13 protein-coding genes are annotated in these 17,180 nt (G+C 59.5%); 5 read left to right on the top strand and 8 right to left on the bottom strand.

Annotated elements, in window-relative coordinates; translation table 11 throughout:
* The first annotated feature begins 9 nt into the window (after positions 1–9).
* Together H8B15_RS09900 and H8B15_RS09895 are read left to right on the top strand one after the other, a co-directional pair.
* Entirely contained in the window at positions 10–1,323 is a 1,314-nt protein-coding gene (locus H8B15_RS09900) for a M20/M25/M40 family metallo-hydrolase (protein WP_187319528.1), read from the top strand.
* 236 nt (positions 1,324–1,559) lie between these two features.
* Positions 1,560–3,434 carry a M1 family metallopeptidase gene (locus H8B15_RS09895; protein ID WP_187319527.1) on the top strand — a complete coding sequence of 625 codons (1,875 nt, stop codon included), beginning with the start codon at positions 1,560–1,562 and terminating at the stop codon, positions 3,432–3,434.
* Positions 3,435–3,666: 232 nt separating this feature from the next.
* Here the strand turns inward: H8B15_RS09895 and H8B15_RS09890 are convergent, their stop codons facing one another.
* The 4 genes from H8B15_RS09890 to H8B15_RS09875 all read right to left on the bottom strand — a co-directional run bounded on the left by H8B15_RS09890 (position 3,667) and on the right by H8B15_RS09875 (position 9,470).
* Entirely contained in the window at positions 3,667–4,518 is an 852-nt protein-coding gene (locus tag H8B15_RS09890; protein WP_187319526.1) for a transporter, read from the bottom strand.
* A gap of 215 nt (positions 4,519–4,733) precedes the next feature.
* Entirely contained in the window at positions 4,734–7,220 is a 2,487-nt protein-coding gene (locus H8B15_RS09885) for a M1 family metallopeptidase (RefSeq protein WP_187319525.1), read from the bottom strand.
* 96 nt (positions 7,221–7,316) lie between these two features.
* Positions 7,317–8,339, bottom strand: a complete 1,023-nt coding sequence (locus H8B15_RS09880) for a LacI family DNA-binding transcriptional regulator (RefSeq protein WP_187319524.1) — start codon at positions 8,337–8,339, stop codon at positions 7,317–7,319.
* A 135-nt stretch (positions 8,340–8,474) separates the two neighbouring features.
* Positions 8,475–9,470: a glycoside hydrolase family 43 protein gene (locus H8B15_RS09875; RefSeq protein ID WP_216859124.1), complete on the bottom strand. Its 996-nt coding sequence runs from the start codon at positions 9,468–9,470 to the stop codon at positions 8,475–8,477.
* 327 nt (positions 9,471–9,797) lie between these two features.
* Between H8B15_RS09875 and H8B15_RS09870 the strand changes: the two genes are divergently transcribed.
* From H8B15_RS09870 to H8B15_RS09860, 3 genes are all read left to right on the top strand, one after another.
* Complete coding sequence (locus H8B15_RS09870) at positions 9,798–10,889, top strand: glycoside hydrolase family 43 protein (protein WP_187319522.1); 1,092 nt, start codon at positions 9,798–9,800, stop codon at positions 10,887–10,889.
* Positions 10,890–11,057: 168 nt separating this feature from the next.
* Positions 11,058–12,158: a glycoside hydrolase 5 family protein gene (locus H8B15_RS09865; RefSeq protein WP_187319521.1), complete on the top strand. Its 1,101-nt coding sequence runs from the start codon at positions 11,058–11,060 to the stop codon at positions 12,156–12,158.
* A 39-nt stretch (positions 12,159–12,197) separates the two neighbouring features.
* A complete protein-coding gene (locus tag H8B15_RS09860) occupies positions 12,198–13,307 on the top strand; it encodes a glycoside hydrolase family 43 protein (protein ID WP_343069147.1) in 1,110 nt (369 codons plus the stop codon).
* Between the two features lie 154 nt (positions 13,308–13,461).
* On the opposite strand, the gene H8B15_RS09855 is transcribed toward H8B15_RS09860, so the two are convergent.
* The 4 genes from H8B15_RS09855 to H8B15_RS09840 form a co-directional block, all read right to left on the bottom strand.
* Positions 13,462–14,409 carry a quinone oxidoreductase family protein gene (locus H8B15_RS09855; protein WP_187319519.1) on the bottom strand — a complete coding sequence of 316 codons (948 nt, stop codon included), beginning with the start codon at positions 14,407–14,409 and terminating at the stop codon, positions 13,462–13,464.
* Positions 14,410–14,491: 82 nt separating this feature from the next.
* Entirely contained in the window at positions 14,492–15,229 is a 738-nt protein-coding gene (locus H8B15_RS09850) for an SDR family oxidoreductase (RefSeq protein WP_187319518.1), read from the bottom strand.
* A gap of 76 nt (positions 15,230–15,305) precedes the next feature.
* Entirely contained in the window at positions 15,306–15,875 is a 570-nt protein-coding gene (locus H8B15_RS09845; RefSeq protein WP_187319517.1) for a Crp/Fnr family transcriptional regulator, read from the bottom strand.
* A gap of 230 nt (positions 15,876–16,105) precedes the next feature.
* Positions 16,106–17,155: a UDP-glucose--hexose-1-phosphate uridylyltransferase gene (locus tag H8B15_RS09840; protein ID WP_187319516.1), complete on the bottom strand. Its 1,050-nt coding sequence runs from the start codon at positions 17,153–17,155 to the stop codon at positions 16,106–16,108.
* Positions 17,156–17,180 lie beyond the last annotated feature (25 nt).

Genomic DNA, 17,180 nt, shown 5'->3' with positions numbered 1-17,180 from the left:
CTTGCCTTCATGAAACACCTTCTCTTAGCCGCTAGCCTGCTAGTCGGCTTTCAGGCCACTGCCCAAAAACAACCGGCCGTATCGGCGGCTACGGTGGAGCGCGTGGCCCGCACCCTCACCGCCGACGACATGGGCGGCCGCCCCAGTGCCGGCCCCGGCAACCTGAAAGCCGGTCAGTTTCTGGCAGCCGAGTTCAAGCGCATTGGCCTGAAGCCGCTGCCGGGCAAGGAGGGTTTTTTGCAGGAGTTTGAGGCTTACGAAGCGCAAACCAGCGCCCGCACCGCCACGCTAAACGGCACCGCCCTACCCCCCGACAACATCGTGCTATCCTCGGGCCTGCCCCAGCTCAATTGGACCAATACCGACGCGACGGTGCGCACCGTACAGGTAGGCGCGCAGGACAACCTATTTCAGGTGGTGCGCCCTCTGCTGGACCTGCACGAAAACGCCGTGGTCATTGTCGATCCGGCGCACCAGGCACAGTTTAAGCGGTTGTTGGGGCTGAACCGGGGTTCGGTGAAAGCCCAGCAGCCGGCAGCGCACGCCGTGGCGATGCTACTGGCTACCGCGCCACTAGCAGAGGCCGCGCCTACCTTCGCCGTAACGGCTACCACCACCATCAAGCCCGTTGCCATGCGCAACGTGGTGGGTACACTACCCGGCCGCGACAAAAAGCTGGCGTCGGAAATGGTAGTGTTTTCGGGGCACTACGACCACCTGGGCATCACCCAGGCCGTGGCTGGCGACTCCATCGCCAACGGCGCCGACGACGACGCTAGCGGCACCACCGCCGTGGTAGCCCTGGCCGAGTACTACAAGAAGCAGAAAAAGAATGCTCGTACGCTGGTATTCGTGGCTTTTACAGCCGAGGAGATTGGTGGGTTTGGCTCGCAGTATTTCTCGCGCCAGCTTGATCCGGACAAGGTGGTGGCCATGTTCAATATTGAAATGATTGGCAAGGTGGCGAAGTTTGGCCCCAATACGGCCTTCATCACCGGCTACGAGCGTAGCGACTTCGGCCCGCTGCTGCAACAGAACCTTGAAGGCTCGCCCTTCCGCTTCGAGCCCGACCCTTACCCCGAGCAAAACCTGTTCTACCGCTCCGACAACGCCACCCTGGCCCGCCTGGGCGTGCCGGCCCACACCATCAGCACCGACCAAATCCCCACGGACAAGCTCTACCACTCCGTCGACGACGAAATTGAGAGTTTGGATTTGCAGAACATGACGGCCGTTATCAACGCCATTGCCCGCAGCGCCACCGGCATTATCTCGGGCCAGCAAACGCCTACCCGCGTGGCAAAGGAGTCGGTGCAGCGGTAGGGGCGCGTTGCACGCGCCCGTCGTTGTTTACAAAGAACGACTGTAAGAGAACGTCATTTCAACCAGCGGGAGAAATCTCGCGTGCTGACACCGGTTAGTAATTACCGGAGCACGCGAGATTTCTCCCGCTGGTCGAAATGACGTTCTTTTATATAATGACCGTACTTTGCTGTGCCTTTCTCCTAAAAAAGTCCTTTTAAACAACGATGGGCGCGTGCAACGCGCCCCTACAGCCCATGTCCCGTTCCTTTCTTACGCTTCTCTTTCTCCTGGCCACTAGCCACGCTTTCGCCCAAGACTTATATAAGCCCCGCGACATTCAGCGGGCGTTCAACAAAGGCACCCGCTCGCCCGATGGCCGGCCGGGCAAAAACTACTGGCAAAACACCGCCCGCTACGATATTACCATGTCGGTTCGGCCGCCCGACCGCGCCATCCGGGGTAGGGAGCAGATTTCATACGTCAACAACAGCCCCGATACGCTGCGGCGGCTGGTAATTCGCCTTAGCCAAAACATTCACCGGCCCGGCGCTACCCGCAACGGTGGCGCCGCAGCCGACTACCTGACTGAGGGCGTTACGATTGACACGTTTGCGGTGGCAGGGAAAGTGCAGCCCTTCCGCGAAAACGGCGGACACGCCACTTGGCAGAGCGTGCCGCTGCCCCGGCCGCTGCTGCCCCACGACTCGGTGCAGCTGGCGTTTGCCTGGCACTTCCCCATTTCGGTGCAAAGCGGCCGCGAAGGGATGCTCGACAAAACCACCTATTTCCTGGCCTATTTCTACCCCCGCGTGGCCGTGTACGACGATTACAACGGCTGGGACCAGCTGGATTTCACCGATGCCCAGGAGTTCTACAACGATTTCAACGACTACACCCTGCGCGTGCAGGCGCCTGCCAACTACATTGTGTGGTCGACGGGCACGCTGCAAAACCCTACCGAGGTGCTGCAACCCACCTTCGCCCAGCGCCTGGCCCAGTCCATGACTAGCGATGCGGTAGTGCACGTAGCCACCCAAGCCGATCTGAACAGCCACCGCATCACGGCGCAAAAGCCGGTGAACACCTGGGTGTGGAAGGCCGACGACATTACGGACGTGACTTTCTGCGTGAGCGACCAGTACGTGTGGGATGCTGCCAGTGTGGTAGTGGATAATGCCACCAAGCGCCGCGCCAGCGTGCAGGCCGCCTACGCCGACAAAACCGAAGACTTCCACTCAGCCGTGAAAAATGGCCAGAATGCCCTGGGTTGGTTCTCGCACAACTGGCCCGGCGTGCCCTACCCCTTCCCCAAAATGACCGTGGTGCAAGGCTTCGCCGACATGGAATACCCAATGATGGTGAACGACAGTCCGCAAGACGATCTGCAATTCGCGCAACTCGTAGAGGACCATGAAATTGCGCACACCTGGTTCCCGTTCTACATGGGCATCAACGAGAGCCGCTACGCTTTCATGGACGAGGGCTGGGCTACTACCTTCGAACTGCTGATAGGTAGGGCGGAAAACGGTGCGGCTAAGGCCGACGAGTTCTACAAGCGCTTCCGCGTGAACCGCTGGATTCACGACCCCAGCACGGCCGAAGACCTACCCATCATTACCCCGTCCAGCGAATTGAAGGCCGGCTACGGCAACAACGCCTACGGCAAACCTTCCCTGAGCTACCTGGCCCTAAAGGATATGCTCGGCGACGAGCTGTTCAAGAAGAGCCTGCACGCCTACATGGACCGCTGGCACGGCAAGCACCCCATTCCGTGGGACTACTTCAACTCCATGTCCGATGCCTCGGGCCAAAACCTGAACTGGTTTTTTCAGAACTGGTTTTTCACCAACTACTACATCGACCTGGCCGTGGAGCCAGTAGCGAAGGTCAAAAAGAACCAGGTAGTGACGGTGAGGAACATCGGCGGTTTCGCGGTGCCCTTCGATGTGCAGGTGACCTACGCCGACGGCAGCACCGACACCCTGCACCAAACGCCCGCCGTATGGCAGGCCAATCAGCGCCAGACTACCATCGCGCTACCTACCAAAAAGGCGGTACAGAAGGTAGTACTTGCTGGCGGCTTGTTTATGGACGCCAACGAGAAGGACAACACGTGGACGGCGAAATAGCTTTTATTGAAGCTGCTGACCGTGAGTTGACGCAAATTGCCGCGTAGCGGCTGTGGGTTTGTAGGAGTACACAGCGGGATTAAGAAGATCGGCGCCGCGTAGCGGTGCAAGAACAGTAGGTCGTTTCTTGTACCGCTACGCGGCACTGCACACCGGAGGCGCTGTTATCTACAAACCTACAGCCGCTACGCGGCAATTTGTATCAGCTCACGGTCAGCAGCTTCAATAAAAGCTACTTCGGCAGCCGCACGCTCACGCCTGCGCCAAATTGCGGCGCGGCGTGACCTTCGCGCCAGGTATTACCGGCATTCATGTCCAGACGCAGGCCGGGGGTAGGGCGCCAGTAGAGGCCACCTGTTAGGCCCGGCTGCCAGCCGTAGGTGCGTTGCCAGAACGTGTAAGTTTCGGCAAAGAAGCCGATGGTGGGTAAGATGGCCCCATTCAGCGCCAGCGTGCCCAGGTACTGCCCCTGGCTGGTACCCTCGGCCCGAAACCCGCGCTGCCGAAAGCCCGCGTTGGCCTCCAGGCCGTAGCGCTGCCCTAGCTGCTGCGACACCAGCAAGCGGGCCGCCGGCTCGTAGGTTTGGTTGGGGTAGGACGCATTACCGGTAGGCAATGTCAGCTCAGTGAGCAGCACCACCTGTGAGCGGGCATCTTGGTTACTGGAGGCTAAAAATTTAGCGCCCACCGTGAGTGGCGCAAAGCCGCTGGGGTAGGAGGGTAGGGTAGGCAGTGGCGCGTCGCCGGCGGTAGGACGAACGGAAACATCTGCCAAATAGCCTTGCGAAGCCCGCAACTCGATGTGGTTGAAAAACCCTACCCGCAGCAGCGCCGACGACAGCGTGCGGCGCGGCCCTACCCCGTCCGGCGGCGCATAGCGCAGGGCGCCCAACTCCACCTGCACCTGCCCAGGATGCAGCATACTGGTGGTTACTGTCTGTCCGGGGCGGTCGGGGCGGAGGTTGTGGATGAAGGGCGTTTCGGCGTTGGGAACGGGGTCGGAAGGTAGGTTTTGGGCCAGGGTGCGGGCTGGGCCGGCTAGCAGGAGCAAGCCGGTAGCCGTCAGCAGAGTGGTCATTCGCATAGCTCCCGACGCAACCAGGCGGCAGAAAGTTCAGACTGGTGAAGTTGTGAAGTTGTGAAAGAAAAAGCGCCTGTCATCCTGAGCTTGCGAAGGACCTTCTTACGTGTGAACGACTGGCGTAACAACGGCTCGTTCACACGTAAGAAGGTCCTTCGCAAGCTCAGGATGACAGGCGCTTTTTCTTTCACAACTTCACAACTTCACAACCTCACCACTTACTTCGCTTGCTGAATTTCCTGGGCGGCTTTTTCGATTTCCTGTTTGGCTTGGGTGGCTGTAGCGCCGGTTTTGCGCTCCTGCACGTCGGCAAGCAGGCCCAGCACGGCGCGGTCAATGCCATACTGTTTGTACTTGATACCTAGGTCCTTCACGCGCGTGAGGGCGGCATTGAAGATAGCGGGGTCGGTGGTGCGCACCATCACCTCGTCCATTGCCTCGAGCATGTTGATGCGCTGCTGGGCGCCCGCGTCGTCGAATTGGGCTTGGATGTAGGGCCATTGGGCGGCATCGCCTTGTTTGGCGTACACTTCCGTAATGGCCTGCGTGAGGGCGCCGCGGCTGTCGGCTTCCAGGGCTTTGGCACGGTCCAGGGCTACGGTGGGCTTGGTCATGCTCAGGCCATTGAGGGCCGCGCCCTGCACGTTGTACGACTGATTATCCAGATACTTCTCGTAGAGCTTTTGGTCGCGCTTATCGTTGAGCACGGCCAAATCGGTGAGCAAGGCTGCCTGCACGGCGGTTTCTTTTTCCTGGTTCAGCTGCTTGCGCAGCGCGTCGGCGGCCTTCTTGCGCATCTCCGGATTCTTGAGGTCCAGGGACTGCGCAGCGGCTAGGCGCAGGCCGTAGAACTTATCGTTGAGAGCCGAGAGCAACAGGGCACGAGCAGCAGCATCGTCCTTCTGACGCGCTTGGGCCGCTACCAGCGCCTCGCGCCGGTCGAGGTACAGGGGCGCGTGCTGGTACTGGTACACGTAGGAAGTGAACGGCTTGTTGTCGGTTTTCTGCCACAGCGTCATTTTGGTCGCGTCCACATTCACCAGCTCAGGCTGGCTGGCGGCGGCGAAGCTGAACGTCTGCGTGCCTTCCGTCATCAGCACCTGATGACGCTCAGCCTTGCCCTTCACATACACGTCAATGGCGAGGGGTAGGATAAACTTCTGCCCTTCCTGCGTTTGCTTGATGGTCACGCTCTGCTGCTTTTTGGCCGCGTCCCAACCGTAGTCAATCGTAACCACAGGATTTCCCGCCCCGAAATACCATTGGTTGAAGAACCAGTTCAGGTCCCGGCCCGACACGGCTTCCAGCGCCAGGCGCAGCTGATGCGCTTCGCCGTTGCCGAACTTGTTGTCGGTGAGGTATTTATTCAGGCCCTTGAAGAATACATCGTCGCCGAGGTAGGTGCGCAGCATATCCAGAATGGCGCCGCCCTTCTGGTAAGTCACGCCGTCGAACATATCCTCTTTATCAGCATAATGGAAGCGCACGAGGTCCTTGTCCTCGTTGCCGGGGCCGCTGAGGTAGCGCCGGATGTAACCAAAGCGGTGCGCATCGGCGGCGTCTTTGCCATACTTGTGCTCAGCCCACAGCGCCTCCGAGAAGTCGGCAAACGACTCGTTCACAGTCAGGTTGCTCCAGCTTTCGGCCGTCACGTAGTCGCCAAACCATTGGTGAAACAGCTCGTGCGCTACAATGGACTCGCTGCTGCCGTAGGGGCGGTCGAGCATTTCGCGGGCCGTGCCGGCCACTGCCTCGCCGTGCAGGGTAGCGGTGGTGTTTTCCATGGCGCCGCTCACGTAGTCGCGGGCTACCACCTGGGCGTATTTGTTCCAAGGGTACTCCACGCCCAGACGGTTCGAGAAGAACTCCATCATCTCGGGCGTCTTGCCGAAGATTTCCTTGGCGTAAGGCGCGTATTTGGGCTCCAGGTAATAATCTACCGGCTTGCCGCGCCACGTGTCGTGCGTAATTTTGAAGTCGCCCACGGCCATCATAAACAGGTAGGGCGAGTGGGGCAGCTCCATCTTCCAGGTGTCGGTGCGGAGGCCGGCGCCGGCGGGTTTGCTGTCGGTCATTTTGCCGTTGCTCAGCGTCACGTACTTGCTGGGCACCGTCATCGAAATCTCCGACGTAGTTTTCTGGTTGGGCCGGTCAATGGTAGGGAACCACGCCGAGGAGCCTTCCGTCTCGCCCTGGGTCCAGATTTGCACGGGTTTGCCGGCCACCGCGCTGTCGGGGTTGATGAAGTAGAGGCCTTTGGCATCCGTAATGGCGGCCGAGCCCTTCACTTTCAGCTCGTCGGGCTTGGCCGTGTACTCAATATACAAGGTGTAGTCGGTGCCCGGCTGCACGGTTTTGCCCAGGTTGATGCGCAGAAATTCCTCGTCGTAGGTGAATTTCAGCGGCTGATTCGCATTACCATTCACCAGCGCTACGGTCTGAATATCCATGCCTTTGGCATCGAGCTGGAGCGAGTCGGTGGGGTAGGCGTGGGGCTTCAGCGTCACCCATTCCTTGCCGTAGAGGTAGCGCTTTTTATAGTCGAAACGTACGTCGAGCTTGGTGTGTACCAAATCGTTGCGCTTGGTGGCGGTGGCGCGGTAGGGCGTGGCCTCGGCAACACTGGTAGCCGTAGCCGGGGTTTGTGCTTGCACGGTGGCGGCGGTCAGAAACAGACCCAGGCTCAGCAAGAAGGCTTTGTTCATCAGAGAAAAATGGATGGAAAGGGAATTGTGACGCAAAAGAAGCGAAAGTGCCGCGAAGGTTGCCTAACGGGTTGTGTATGCGTCTCTACACCGTTCTTATATCGGCTGCGAGGAGCTGCGCACCAGCAAATCGGGGCGGAGCACCACACGGCGGGGCGAGAAGTCGCCGGAGGTTTCGGCCAGAATCTCCAGGAACAGGCGCACGGCGGCTTGCCCCATTTGTTCGCAGCGCTGGTCGATGGTGGTGAGCATGGGCTCAGTGAGGGACGTGAAGGTTTCGTTGCTGAAACCAGCCAGAGCCATGTCCTGGGGCACGCGCAGGCCGCGCTGCTTGAGCGCCTGCAAGGCCCCTACGGCCGCAAAGTCGCTGGCCGAAAACACGGCGTCGGGTGGGTTGGGTAGGGCGAGCAGGTGCGCAATGCCAGCTGCGCCATCTTCCATTTTCATGTTGCCGATGTGGATTAGGTCTTCCTCCACGGGCAGGTCGTGCTCCCGCAAGGCATCGAGGTAGCCCTGGCGCCGGTCTTTGTAGATATTCAGGTGCTGCGGGCCGCCAAAGTGCGCAATACGGCGGTACCCTTGCTGGATGAGGTGCTTGGTGGACTGGTAGCCGCCGGCGCGGTCGTCAAGCACCACGGCACTCACATCCAGTCCATCCAGCACCCGATCAAAAAATACCAGCGGAATCTGCTGCCGCTGCACCTTCTCGAAGTGCCGGAAGTCGCGCGTGGTGCGCGACAACGATACCAGAATGCCTTCTACCTGCGCCCCCAGCAGGGTTTCGATGTTCTGGCGCTCGTGGGCTACGTCCTCGTTCGACTGGCAGATGAGCACGTTGAAACCGGCTTTGGTAGCCACCGTCTCAATGCCCTTCACCACCAGCGTAAAGAAGTGCCCATCAATGTGCGGCACAATCACGCCCAGCAGCTTGCTGCGACCCTTGCGCAGGCCGGCCGCGAGGTGGTTGGGCTGGTAGTGCAGCTCTTTGGCGAGCTTCCATACCCGCTGCTTGGTAGCGTCGCTGATGCTGGGATGGTTGCTGAGCGCCCGAGATACGGTGGAAACGGAGATGCCCAACTGCTGGGCCAGGTCGGTGATGGAGGCTTTTGCGCGGGCCAAGTTGGAGGGATGTTATGTGAAGAAGCACAACAATTGCCGCAAAGTTGCGCAAATTGTTGCGTGTTCCTACCGATAAAAACTTGAAGAGACACGTGCCTGCAACAAAGGCACCGGCCGTACGCGTCTGTGGCGAGGCTAGCGGGGCGCTGGCTGGGGTGTGTAGGTAGGTCCCTGGCAGCGTGGGCCTTGACTGGTCCAGAGGAGCTTGTCGATGCAGAGCTGCCGCTCCTTCATGCCCTCGTCCCAGGCATGGTACACGAGGTATTCGGTTTTACCATCGGGGCTCATGGTATGCGAGTGGTGGCCGGGGCCGCGCACCTTGCCGGGGATGGAGTGCAGCACGCGGGCGCCTTTATCGGAGCCTGTATCCTGGTAAGGGCCCATCACGGTATCAGCCACGCAATAATCCACGCCGTAGCGGTCGGTGAGGAAATTGGCGCCGCTGTAGAAGCAGTAGTATTTGCCGTTGTGTCGGCGCACAAAGGGACCTTCCAGCGTGTGCCACTCCGCAAAGGTGCGGTTGTCGTAGAGCGGCATGGTGCGGTTTTTCTCGAACACCGTCCAGTCGTGGCGGGCGCGCATCACGGTGCGGCTTTCGCCGGCCAACTTGGTCATGCCCACGAGGCGGTCTACGGCCAGGCCGGTACCGGGGCGGTAGCCGTTGTCGGTGTCCGTGAAGTCGCGGGCGTAGAACAAGTACCATTGCCCATCGGTGTCGCGGAAAGCGTGGGCGTCGATGGTGAACTTGCTTTCGGGCACGTCCAATAGGGCCACTTGCTGGTAGGGGCCTTCGGGTTTTTGGCTGGTGGCCACGTAGAGCCGGTGGCCCACAGAGGAAGCAATAGCGCCGCCGCCTTTGGAGTAGTACATGTAAAAAGTACCGTTGTGCTCCACTACTTCCGGCGCCCAGAAGTCGGCCCCCTCAGCCTCGGATGGGGGTAGGAGGGCACCACCCTGGGGCTTCCAGTCGATCAGATTATCGGAAGTGAGCAGGGTGAAAATGCGCCCGTCGGCGGTGCGGCTCTGGCCGGTGGTACCAAAGGCGTAGTAACGCTTGCCATGGCGCAGCACAAAAGGGTCGGGGAAGGAGCCGGGGTAGACTGGGTTAGTATAGGTGCGGGTAGCGCCCATAACCTGTTGGTGCGCAAGAGCCAACGCAGTTAAACCAGCAGCTGATTGTTGCAAAAAATGACGACGAGAAAGCATAAGTAGGGTGGGAAGTATTGTATAGACTCAGCAAATAGGCACATTTTACGCCAAATATGCAAACGTTTGCATCATTGAGTAAAGTCGGTTAGCTTGCGGATTCTTACTTGGATAGGATTTCGCAAATAGCAATATGCATTCTAGAAAGTGTAGATAACAATGTGGTAAGAGAATCCATTAAACGCTTTTCATATACAGCTCTTACACTGTTCTGTTACCCTATCGATTTTTGTTTTCCAAACAAACGTTTGCATGGTCCATCATCCAGTTCGACCTACTACCAAGTTACCTTATTACCACGGCCAACCCGGTAAATCAGTTATCCGGCACCTAGGTTGGGCAATTCGGTATGGCGTAGCACTAAGCTTACTAACAGCACTGCTACCAGCAAGTGCATGGGCGCAGCAATCCTTTACTAACCCGCTACAAGCCAACGGCCCCGACCCCTGGGTGGCCCAGCGCAACGGCTATTATTACTACACCAATACGCTCGGCAGCCGCATCGCGCTCTGGAAAACCCAACAGCTCAGCGAGGTAGGCAAAGCGCAGCCTATTACGGTCTGGACTCCGCCGGCCACCGGCCCCAACTCCGCCCAGATCTGGGCGCCGGAGCTGCACTACCTCCAGGGCAAGTGGTACCTCTACTACACCGCCGCCGACAAAGCTCACCCCGACGATGACCACCGCTACGTGTTTGTGCTGGAAAATGCCTCGGCCGACCCTACCCAAGGTCAGTGGGTAGACAGGGGTAGGGTGAATACGAAGTACACCGGCCTCGATGGCTCGGTGTTCGAGCACAACGGCAAGCCGTATTTTCTCTACTCGGCCTACGTGGGGCCGCAAAGCGTGCTATGCATTGCGCCCCTGCAAAATCCCTGGACCATCGACGAAAGCAAAGAGACTATTATCGCCCGCCCTACCTATGCCTGGGAGAAAGGCGGGGGTAGGCAGATTCTGGAAGGGCCAGAGTTTCTGGCGGGCAAAAAAGGCCAACTATTCATCGTGTACTCGGCCAGCGCTTGCTGGGACGATAATTACTCGCTGGGCATGCTGACGGCCGCTAAAGGTCAGGACCCGCTTCGCGTCGAGTCGTGGACCAAAGCGCCGCAGCCAGTGTTCAAACCCTCGCCCGAAAACCACGTGTGGGGCACCGGACACAACGGTTTCGCCACATCCCCCGATGGCCGCGACTGGCTGGTATACCACGCCAAGGCCCAGGCCGATGGCAAGTGCGAAGGCCGCAGCGCCCGCATGCAACCCTTCACCTGGCGCCCCGACGGTTCGCCCGATTTCGGCGTGCCGGTTTCGCTGGAAACTCCCCTGCGTTGGGCTGGGGGCCGGTAGGGTAGGGGATTGTCATGCTGAGCGGAGCGAAGTCGAAGCATCTCGCGTGCTGACGACAGATAGTATCTCACATCAACAAGCGAGATGCTTCGACTTCGCTCCGCTCCGCTCAGCATGACAGTGCCGTCTCTATTCTGTTTTTCATCTTTCCCACTTTCCTACCTACACATGAAAAAACTATTGCTCTACCTGTCGTTAGCGTTGCTGACGACCACCGGCGCGCAGGCGCAGAAAACGAAAGCCAAGACCAAAAGCCGCGCCGTGGCTACGGCCACCACCGGCCAGATGTGGTCGGCCGACAAGGCCAATGCCTGGTACCAGCAGCACCCCTGGATAAATGGGGCCAACTTCACGCCCAGCACGGCCATCAACCAGCTGGAAATGTGGCAGGCCGCCACCTTCGACCCGGCTACCATCGATAAGGAGCTAGGCTGGGCCGAGGGCATTGGCTTCAACGCTATGCGCGTGTTTCTGCACAGCGTGGCCTGGAAAGAAGACCAGGCAGGCTTCAAGAAGCGGATGAACGACTACCTGGCCATTGCCGACAAGCACCACATCCAAACGATTTTCGTGTTTTTTGATGACTGTTGGAACAAGACCTCGCAGCCCGGCACGCAGCCGGCCCCCAAAACCGGCATCCACAACTCGGGCTGGGTGCAGGACCCCGGCGACCCGGCCTCGCGCGACTCGGCTACCTTCATGGCCCTGAAGCCCTACGTGCAGGACGTGGTGCGCACGTTTGCTAACGATAAGCGCATCTTGCTGTGGGACTTATACAACGAGCCCGGCAACTCCGGTAAGGGCGACGCCTCGTTGCCGCTGCTGCGCAATACCTTTGCCTGGGCCCGCGAAATCAACCCCTCGCAGCCGCTGAGCGTTGGTCTGTGGAACTGGGACTTCGAAAAGCTGAACGCATTTCAGCTCGGCCATTCCGATGTGGTTACCTACCACGATTATGAGGAGGAGGCCTGGCACCGCCGGGTAGTGCAGCTGCTGAAAGCCAACGGTCGCCCGCTGATTTGCACCGAGTACATGGCACGCCCGCGTAACAGTCGCTTCGCTACTACCATGCCCATGCTGAAAAAGGAGAACGTAGGCGCCATCAACTGGGGCTTGGTTGACGGCAAAACCAACACCAAATACGCCTGGGATACGCCTCTGGCCGACGGCTCGGAGCCCATTGAGTGGTTCCACGAGGTGTTTCGCAAAGACGGCACGCCCTACCGCCAGGACGAAGCTGACCTTATCAAAAAGCTGAACGGTAAATAAGCTATGGCTCTGTTGACTTCATTGCGTACGCTCCCTCCAGTGAGAAAGGTAGCACCTGCTCGGTGGCTGAGCAGCTTGTTGCTGAGCGTGACGCTGTTGGGTGGGGTAGGGAGTTGCACCCGCCCTGCTGCTACCACCCCCACCGATACTGCTGCCTCAACTACGGCACCGGAGGCTACCTTCACCAACCCGCTGCTGCCCTCCGGCGCCGACCCGTGGAGCATCTACCACGACGGCTATTACTACTACACGCACACGACGGGCCGCAACATCACGCTCTGGAAAACCAAGTCATTGAGCCAGTTGGGTACGGCCGAGAAGCGCGTGGTATGGACGCCCCCTACCACTGGCCCCAACTCCCGCGAAATCTGGGCGCCGGAGCTGCACTACCTACGCGGCAAGTGGTACGTGTACTACGCCGCCGATGCGGGCAACAACCAAACCCACCGCCTCTGGGTGCTCGAAAACGACTCGCCCGACCCCCTGCAAGGCACCTGGACCGACAAAGGCCAGCTCACCGATGCCACCAACAAGTGGGCCATTGACGGCTCTATCTTCGAGCACAACAAGGAGTTGTACGTGGTGTGGTCGGGGTGGGAGGGCGACGTGAACGGCCGCCAGGACATCTACCTGGCCCACCTGAAAAACCCCTGGACCGTAGACGGCCCGCGCGTGCTGGTATCGACCCCTACCTATGCCTGGGAAAAGGATGGCGACCTGGGCGCCACCAGCAACCCGCCCCATGTAGACGTGAACGAAGGCCCCGAGGTGCTCAGCCACGGTAATAAGCTCTACCTCATCTACTCGGCCAGTGGCTGCTGGACCGACTCCTACAAGCTGGGCATGCTCACGGCCTCCGCCAAAAGTGACCTGACCAAACCCGAAAGCTGGACGAAAAGCCCCGAGCCGGTATTTCAGGCTAACCCCACGAACGGCGTGTATGCGCCCGGTCACAACAGCTTCTTCAAGTCGCCGGACGGCAAGCAGGATTGGATTCTCTACCACGCCAACAACCAGCCCGGTCAGGGCTGCGGCGGGTTCCGCTCGCCCCGCGCCCAGCGCTTCACCTGGAATGCCGACGGCACCCCCAACTTTGGCGTGCCAGTAGCGACGGGTACGCACCTGGCCCGGCCGAGTGGGGAGAGATGAGTGACTGCGTGGAGTGCTTCCCATACTTGTTGCGAATCATTAAAGACAAACGAGCGGACTCTTTGGCCCGCTCGTTTGCTTTTGGGCTCGTGGTATTTCGAGAGAAGCCCCTATTTTTTATGGCTTTTTGCTCAGGTTTTGTTGCCGTAGTATCTCAAAAAAGCAGCACTACCTTCCCTTGTGTCTGCCGCGCTTCTAGGTCGCGATGCGCCGTTTGGACCTCCGCAATGGGGTAGGACTGTACGGGGAGCTGCAAGTTGCCGGCCCGAAGGTAGCCTAGCAATTCTGCCGTGTATTCGCCGAGTTTTGCGAGTTCGGCAAAAACTGTGTACCCCCGTACCATCTGTTGCGGCCCAATAAGCTGCTGGGCGTCCAAATGGGTAGGCTCGCCACTCGCTGCGCCGTACACCACTGCCGTGCCTCCAATTGCAAGTGCTTGCAAAGCCTGCGTGCCCACACGGCCGCCCACGGCATCGAAAGAAGCAGCCACGCCCTGGCCAGCCGTGTGGGCACGCACCTGCTGCACCCAATCGGCCTGGGTGTAGTTCACTACTGCGTCGGCCCCGCTGGCTTGCGCAGCCGCTTTTTTCGCGTCACTGCCCACCGCAGCCACCACCCGGATGCCCCGATTTTTGGCCACCTGCACCAGCAAAGAACCTACGCCGCCAGCCGCCGCCAGCACCAGCACCGATGCATAGTGCCCCGTGTTGAGCAGGCCTACAGCCGTTGGGCCTTGCGCCAGTAGGGCAGTGGCCTGGGCATATTCTAGTTCTGCCGGTAAGGCAATTACTTGTGCTGCCAGCGTCACCACATAGGCCGCATAACCGCCACTGGCCAGCATCGCCATTACCCGCTGACCTACCTGGCAAGTCGTCACCCCGTCGCCCACAGCCTCAATAGTGCCCGCTACTTCATAGCCAGGTACATAAGGTAAGGAGAGAGGGGTAGGGTTGCTGCCTTTTCGTTGCCAGATATCTGCGTAGTTGACCCCGGCAGCGGCTACCTTAATCAACACTTGGCCCGCTGCTGGCCGCGGTTTCGGCGAGTCTACTACCTGTAACACGCCTGCGTCGCCGTGTTCAGAAAATTGTACTAGTTGCATGGTGTTGCTGGGTGTTTCGACAACGCTGGGATGAAAGCCTGGGTATGCCCAGACTCTGGGGTAGGCTGATATAGTGTGCTGCCTACCACGGAATTTCGCCCGTTACGGGAGTGTTTTCCTCGCTGATAAATTTACCCGAAGGGCCTTCTTCACCTACTAGCACATACTTTACCAGGCGGGCGGCCGCATCCTCCACAGTACCCGTGCCGCGGTGGTTATTCAGGTCGGTGGCCGTAAAGCCCGGATCCACTGCATTCACTTTAAAGGGTGTGTCGCGCAGCTCGTAGGCCAGTACGATGGTGTACATATGCAGCGCAGCCTTAGAAGCTGGGTAGACCGCCCCCTTGTGGTGGTAGTATTTCCAGGTAGGGTCGCTGTGCAACGTCAGCGATGCGCCGCTGGAGCCCACGTTGACGATGCGGGGCTGGGGCGCCCGACGCAACAGGTCGATAAAGGCTTGCGTGACTTGCACCACGCCAAACACGTTGGTGGCAAATACCTCCTGAAACGCCGCTACCTCGGCCCCAAGGGCCGTTTGCGGCATGCCGCCGGTAATGGCAGCGTTGTTGACCAGCGCATCGAGCACCTCTGTTTTGCGGCCGATTTCGGCGCGGGCGGCTTGCACCGAATCGGCCTGGGTGACATCCAGCTGGATGGCTTCCACCTCCAACAGCCCTTCGGCCTGTAGTTGCGCCACGGCCCGCTGCCCATTGGCCAAGTCGCGGCTGCCTAGATACACGTGGTAGCCTTGCTGGGCGAGCTGGCGGGCAGTTTCGAAGCCGATGCCTTTATTGGCGCCGGTTATAAGAACAGTTTTCATGAACATTGCGGTTGATTGACGCCGCAAAGGTTCTACTCTTCCAAAGGCTTGCACTTGCCATTTGGCAAAAAGCGCATCAGCGGATATTCTTGCGTATCCGGCTCAGCGACGACGGCGTGATGCCTAGAAACGAAGCCAGATACGACAAGGGAATGCGATTGGCCAGTTGGGGGTAATTATCCAGAAATTCCTGGTAGCGGGTGGTTGCATCTTGGCTCACCATGGGGCTAATGCGGGCCAGCTTCTCGCGCAGATGCTTGGAGGTCATCTTGTGCACCATCTCGCTCCAGCCCACAATCGTATGGGCCAATTCATCCCAGTCGTGCTTCGCGAACACGAGGAGCCGGCAATCGGTTACGGCCTGCACGTACTCAGGCGAAGCCAAGCCATATTCCAGCCCGCGCAAGTCGGTGGTCAGGTGCATTTCATCGATGAAATTGCGGGTGATTTCATCGCCTTGCTTGCTGTAGTAGCAAATTCGCAACACCCCTTCCAGCAGAAACCCTACCCGCCGGGACACGTGCCCTGCTTCCAGAAAATACGCATCCTTGGAGAGCACCAAAGGCGTGGTCTTGCTAGCAATCAGGGCTAATTGCTGTGGATTGAGCGACCCAAATTGCAGGAGGTAGGCGAAGAATTCATCCATGAGGCAAAGTACGCGGACGCGGTGCAGGCACTACTTGTCATTTGGCAAAAAAGATTTCAAGCGTTGGTGACGGTGAGTTGCGGCTTAGCAATTTAAGCAGGGCTACCCCTAAACGTTTGCCAACCCAAGCAGCACAAAGGACCTTCCCACGATAGAACGGTTGTCACAACAACGACTCGTTCTACCGCGAAAAGGTCCTTCGCAAGCTCAGGATGACAGGTTCTTTTATCTTACAAGCTAGCCTTGTAGTGGACTTCCGGCTGCTCGCGGAGGCGCTGGGCGGCGTACTCGGCGGTGATGTCGCGCTGGGCTTCGGCTAGCAGCTCGTAGCCTACCATAAACTTGCGTACGGTGGCCGAGCGCAGCAGCGGGGGGTAGAAGTGCATGTGCAGGTGCCAGCTTTCGTGCTCCTGGCCGTCGGTGGGGCGCTGGTGCAGACCGGCGGAGTAGGGGAAAGAGGTCTGGAACAGGTTGTCGTAGCGGATGGTGAGGCGGCGGATGATGTCGGCAAAAGCCGTGCGCTCCTCATCGGTTAGCTGCGTGATGTCCTGCACCACGCGGCGCGGTAGCACCAGCGTTTCGTAGGGCCAGGCCGCCCAGAAGGGCACCAGCACCACAAAGTGCTCATTTTCCACCACTACCCGCTCCTTGGTGCGCAGTTCCAGGGCCAGGTAGTCGGCCAGCAGGGTCTTGCCGTGCTTTTGAAAGTAGGCTTCTTGCTGGATGGTTTCCTTAGCCGGGTCGCCGGGCACGTGGCGCTGCGCCCAGATCTGGCCGTGTGGGTGCGGGTTGGAGCAGCCCATCATAAAGCCCTTATTCTCAAATATTTGTACGTAGTTGATGTCGGGTTGGGCGCCCAGTTCGCGGAACTGCTCCACCCACACATCCACCACCCCGCGGATGGCTTCCACGCTCATTTCGGGTAGGGTGAGGTCGTGGCGGGGCGAAAAGCAAATCACGCGCCCTACCCCCGATTCGGCCTTGGCTTGCAGCAAGCCCTCCACGTTCAGGTCGCCGGGCGGTACGTCGGCTTGCAGGGCGGCAAAATCGTTGTCGAACACAAACGTGCCGGTGTACTGCGGGTTATGCTCGCCGTTGGCGCGCACGTTGCCGGGGCAGAGGTAGCAGGTAGGGTCGTAGGCGGGGCGCTCGGCCCGGTCGGGCTCTTCCTGCTGGCCCTGCCACGGCCGCTTCGAGCGTTGGGGCGAAACCAACATCCACTCCCCCAGCAAGGGATTGAAGCGGCGGTGGGGATGGTCGTTGAAATTAAACTCAGCCATGTGGGGTCTTGGGGTCTAAGGGTCC

This window comes from Hymenobacter citatus (genome assembly GCF_014333615.1).
Lineage (GTDB): Bacteria > Bacteroidota > Bacteroidia > Cytophagales > Hymenobacteraceae > Hymenobacter > Hymenobacter citatus.
The sequence above is the reverse complement of the archived record's forward strand: the minus strand, read 5'-3'. Positions and strand labels throughout refer to the sequence as shown.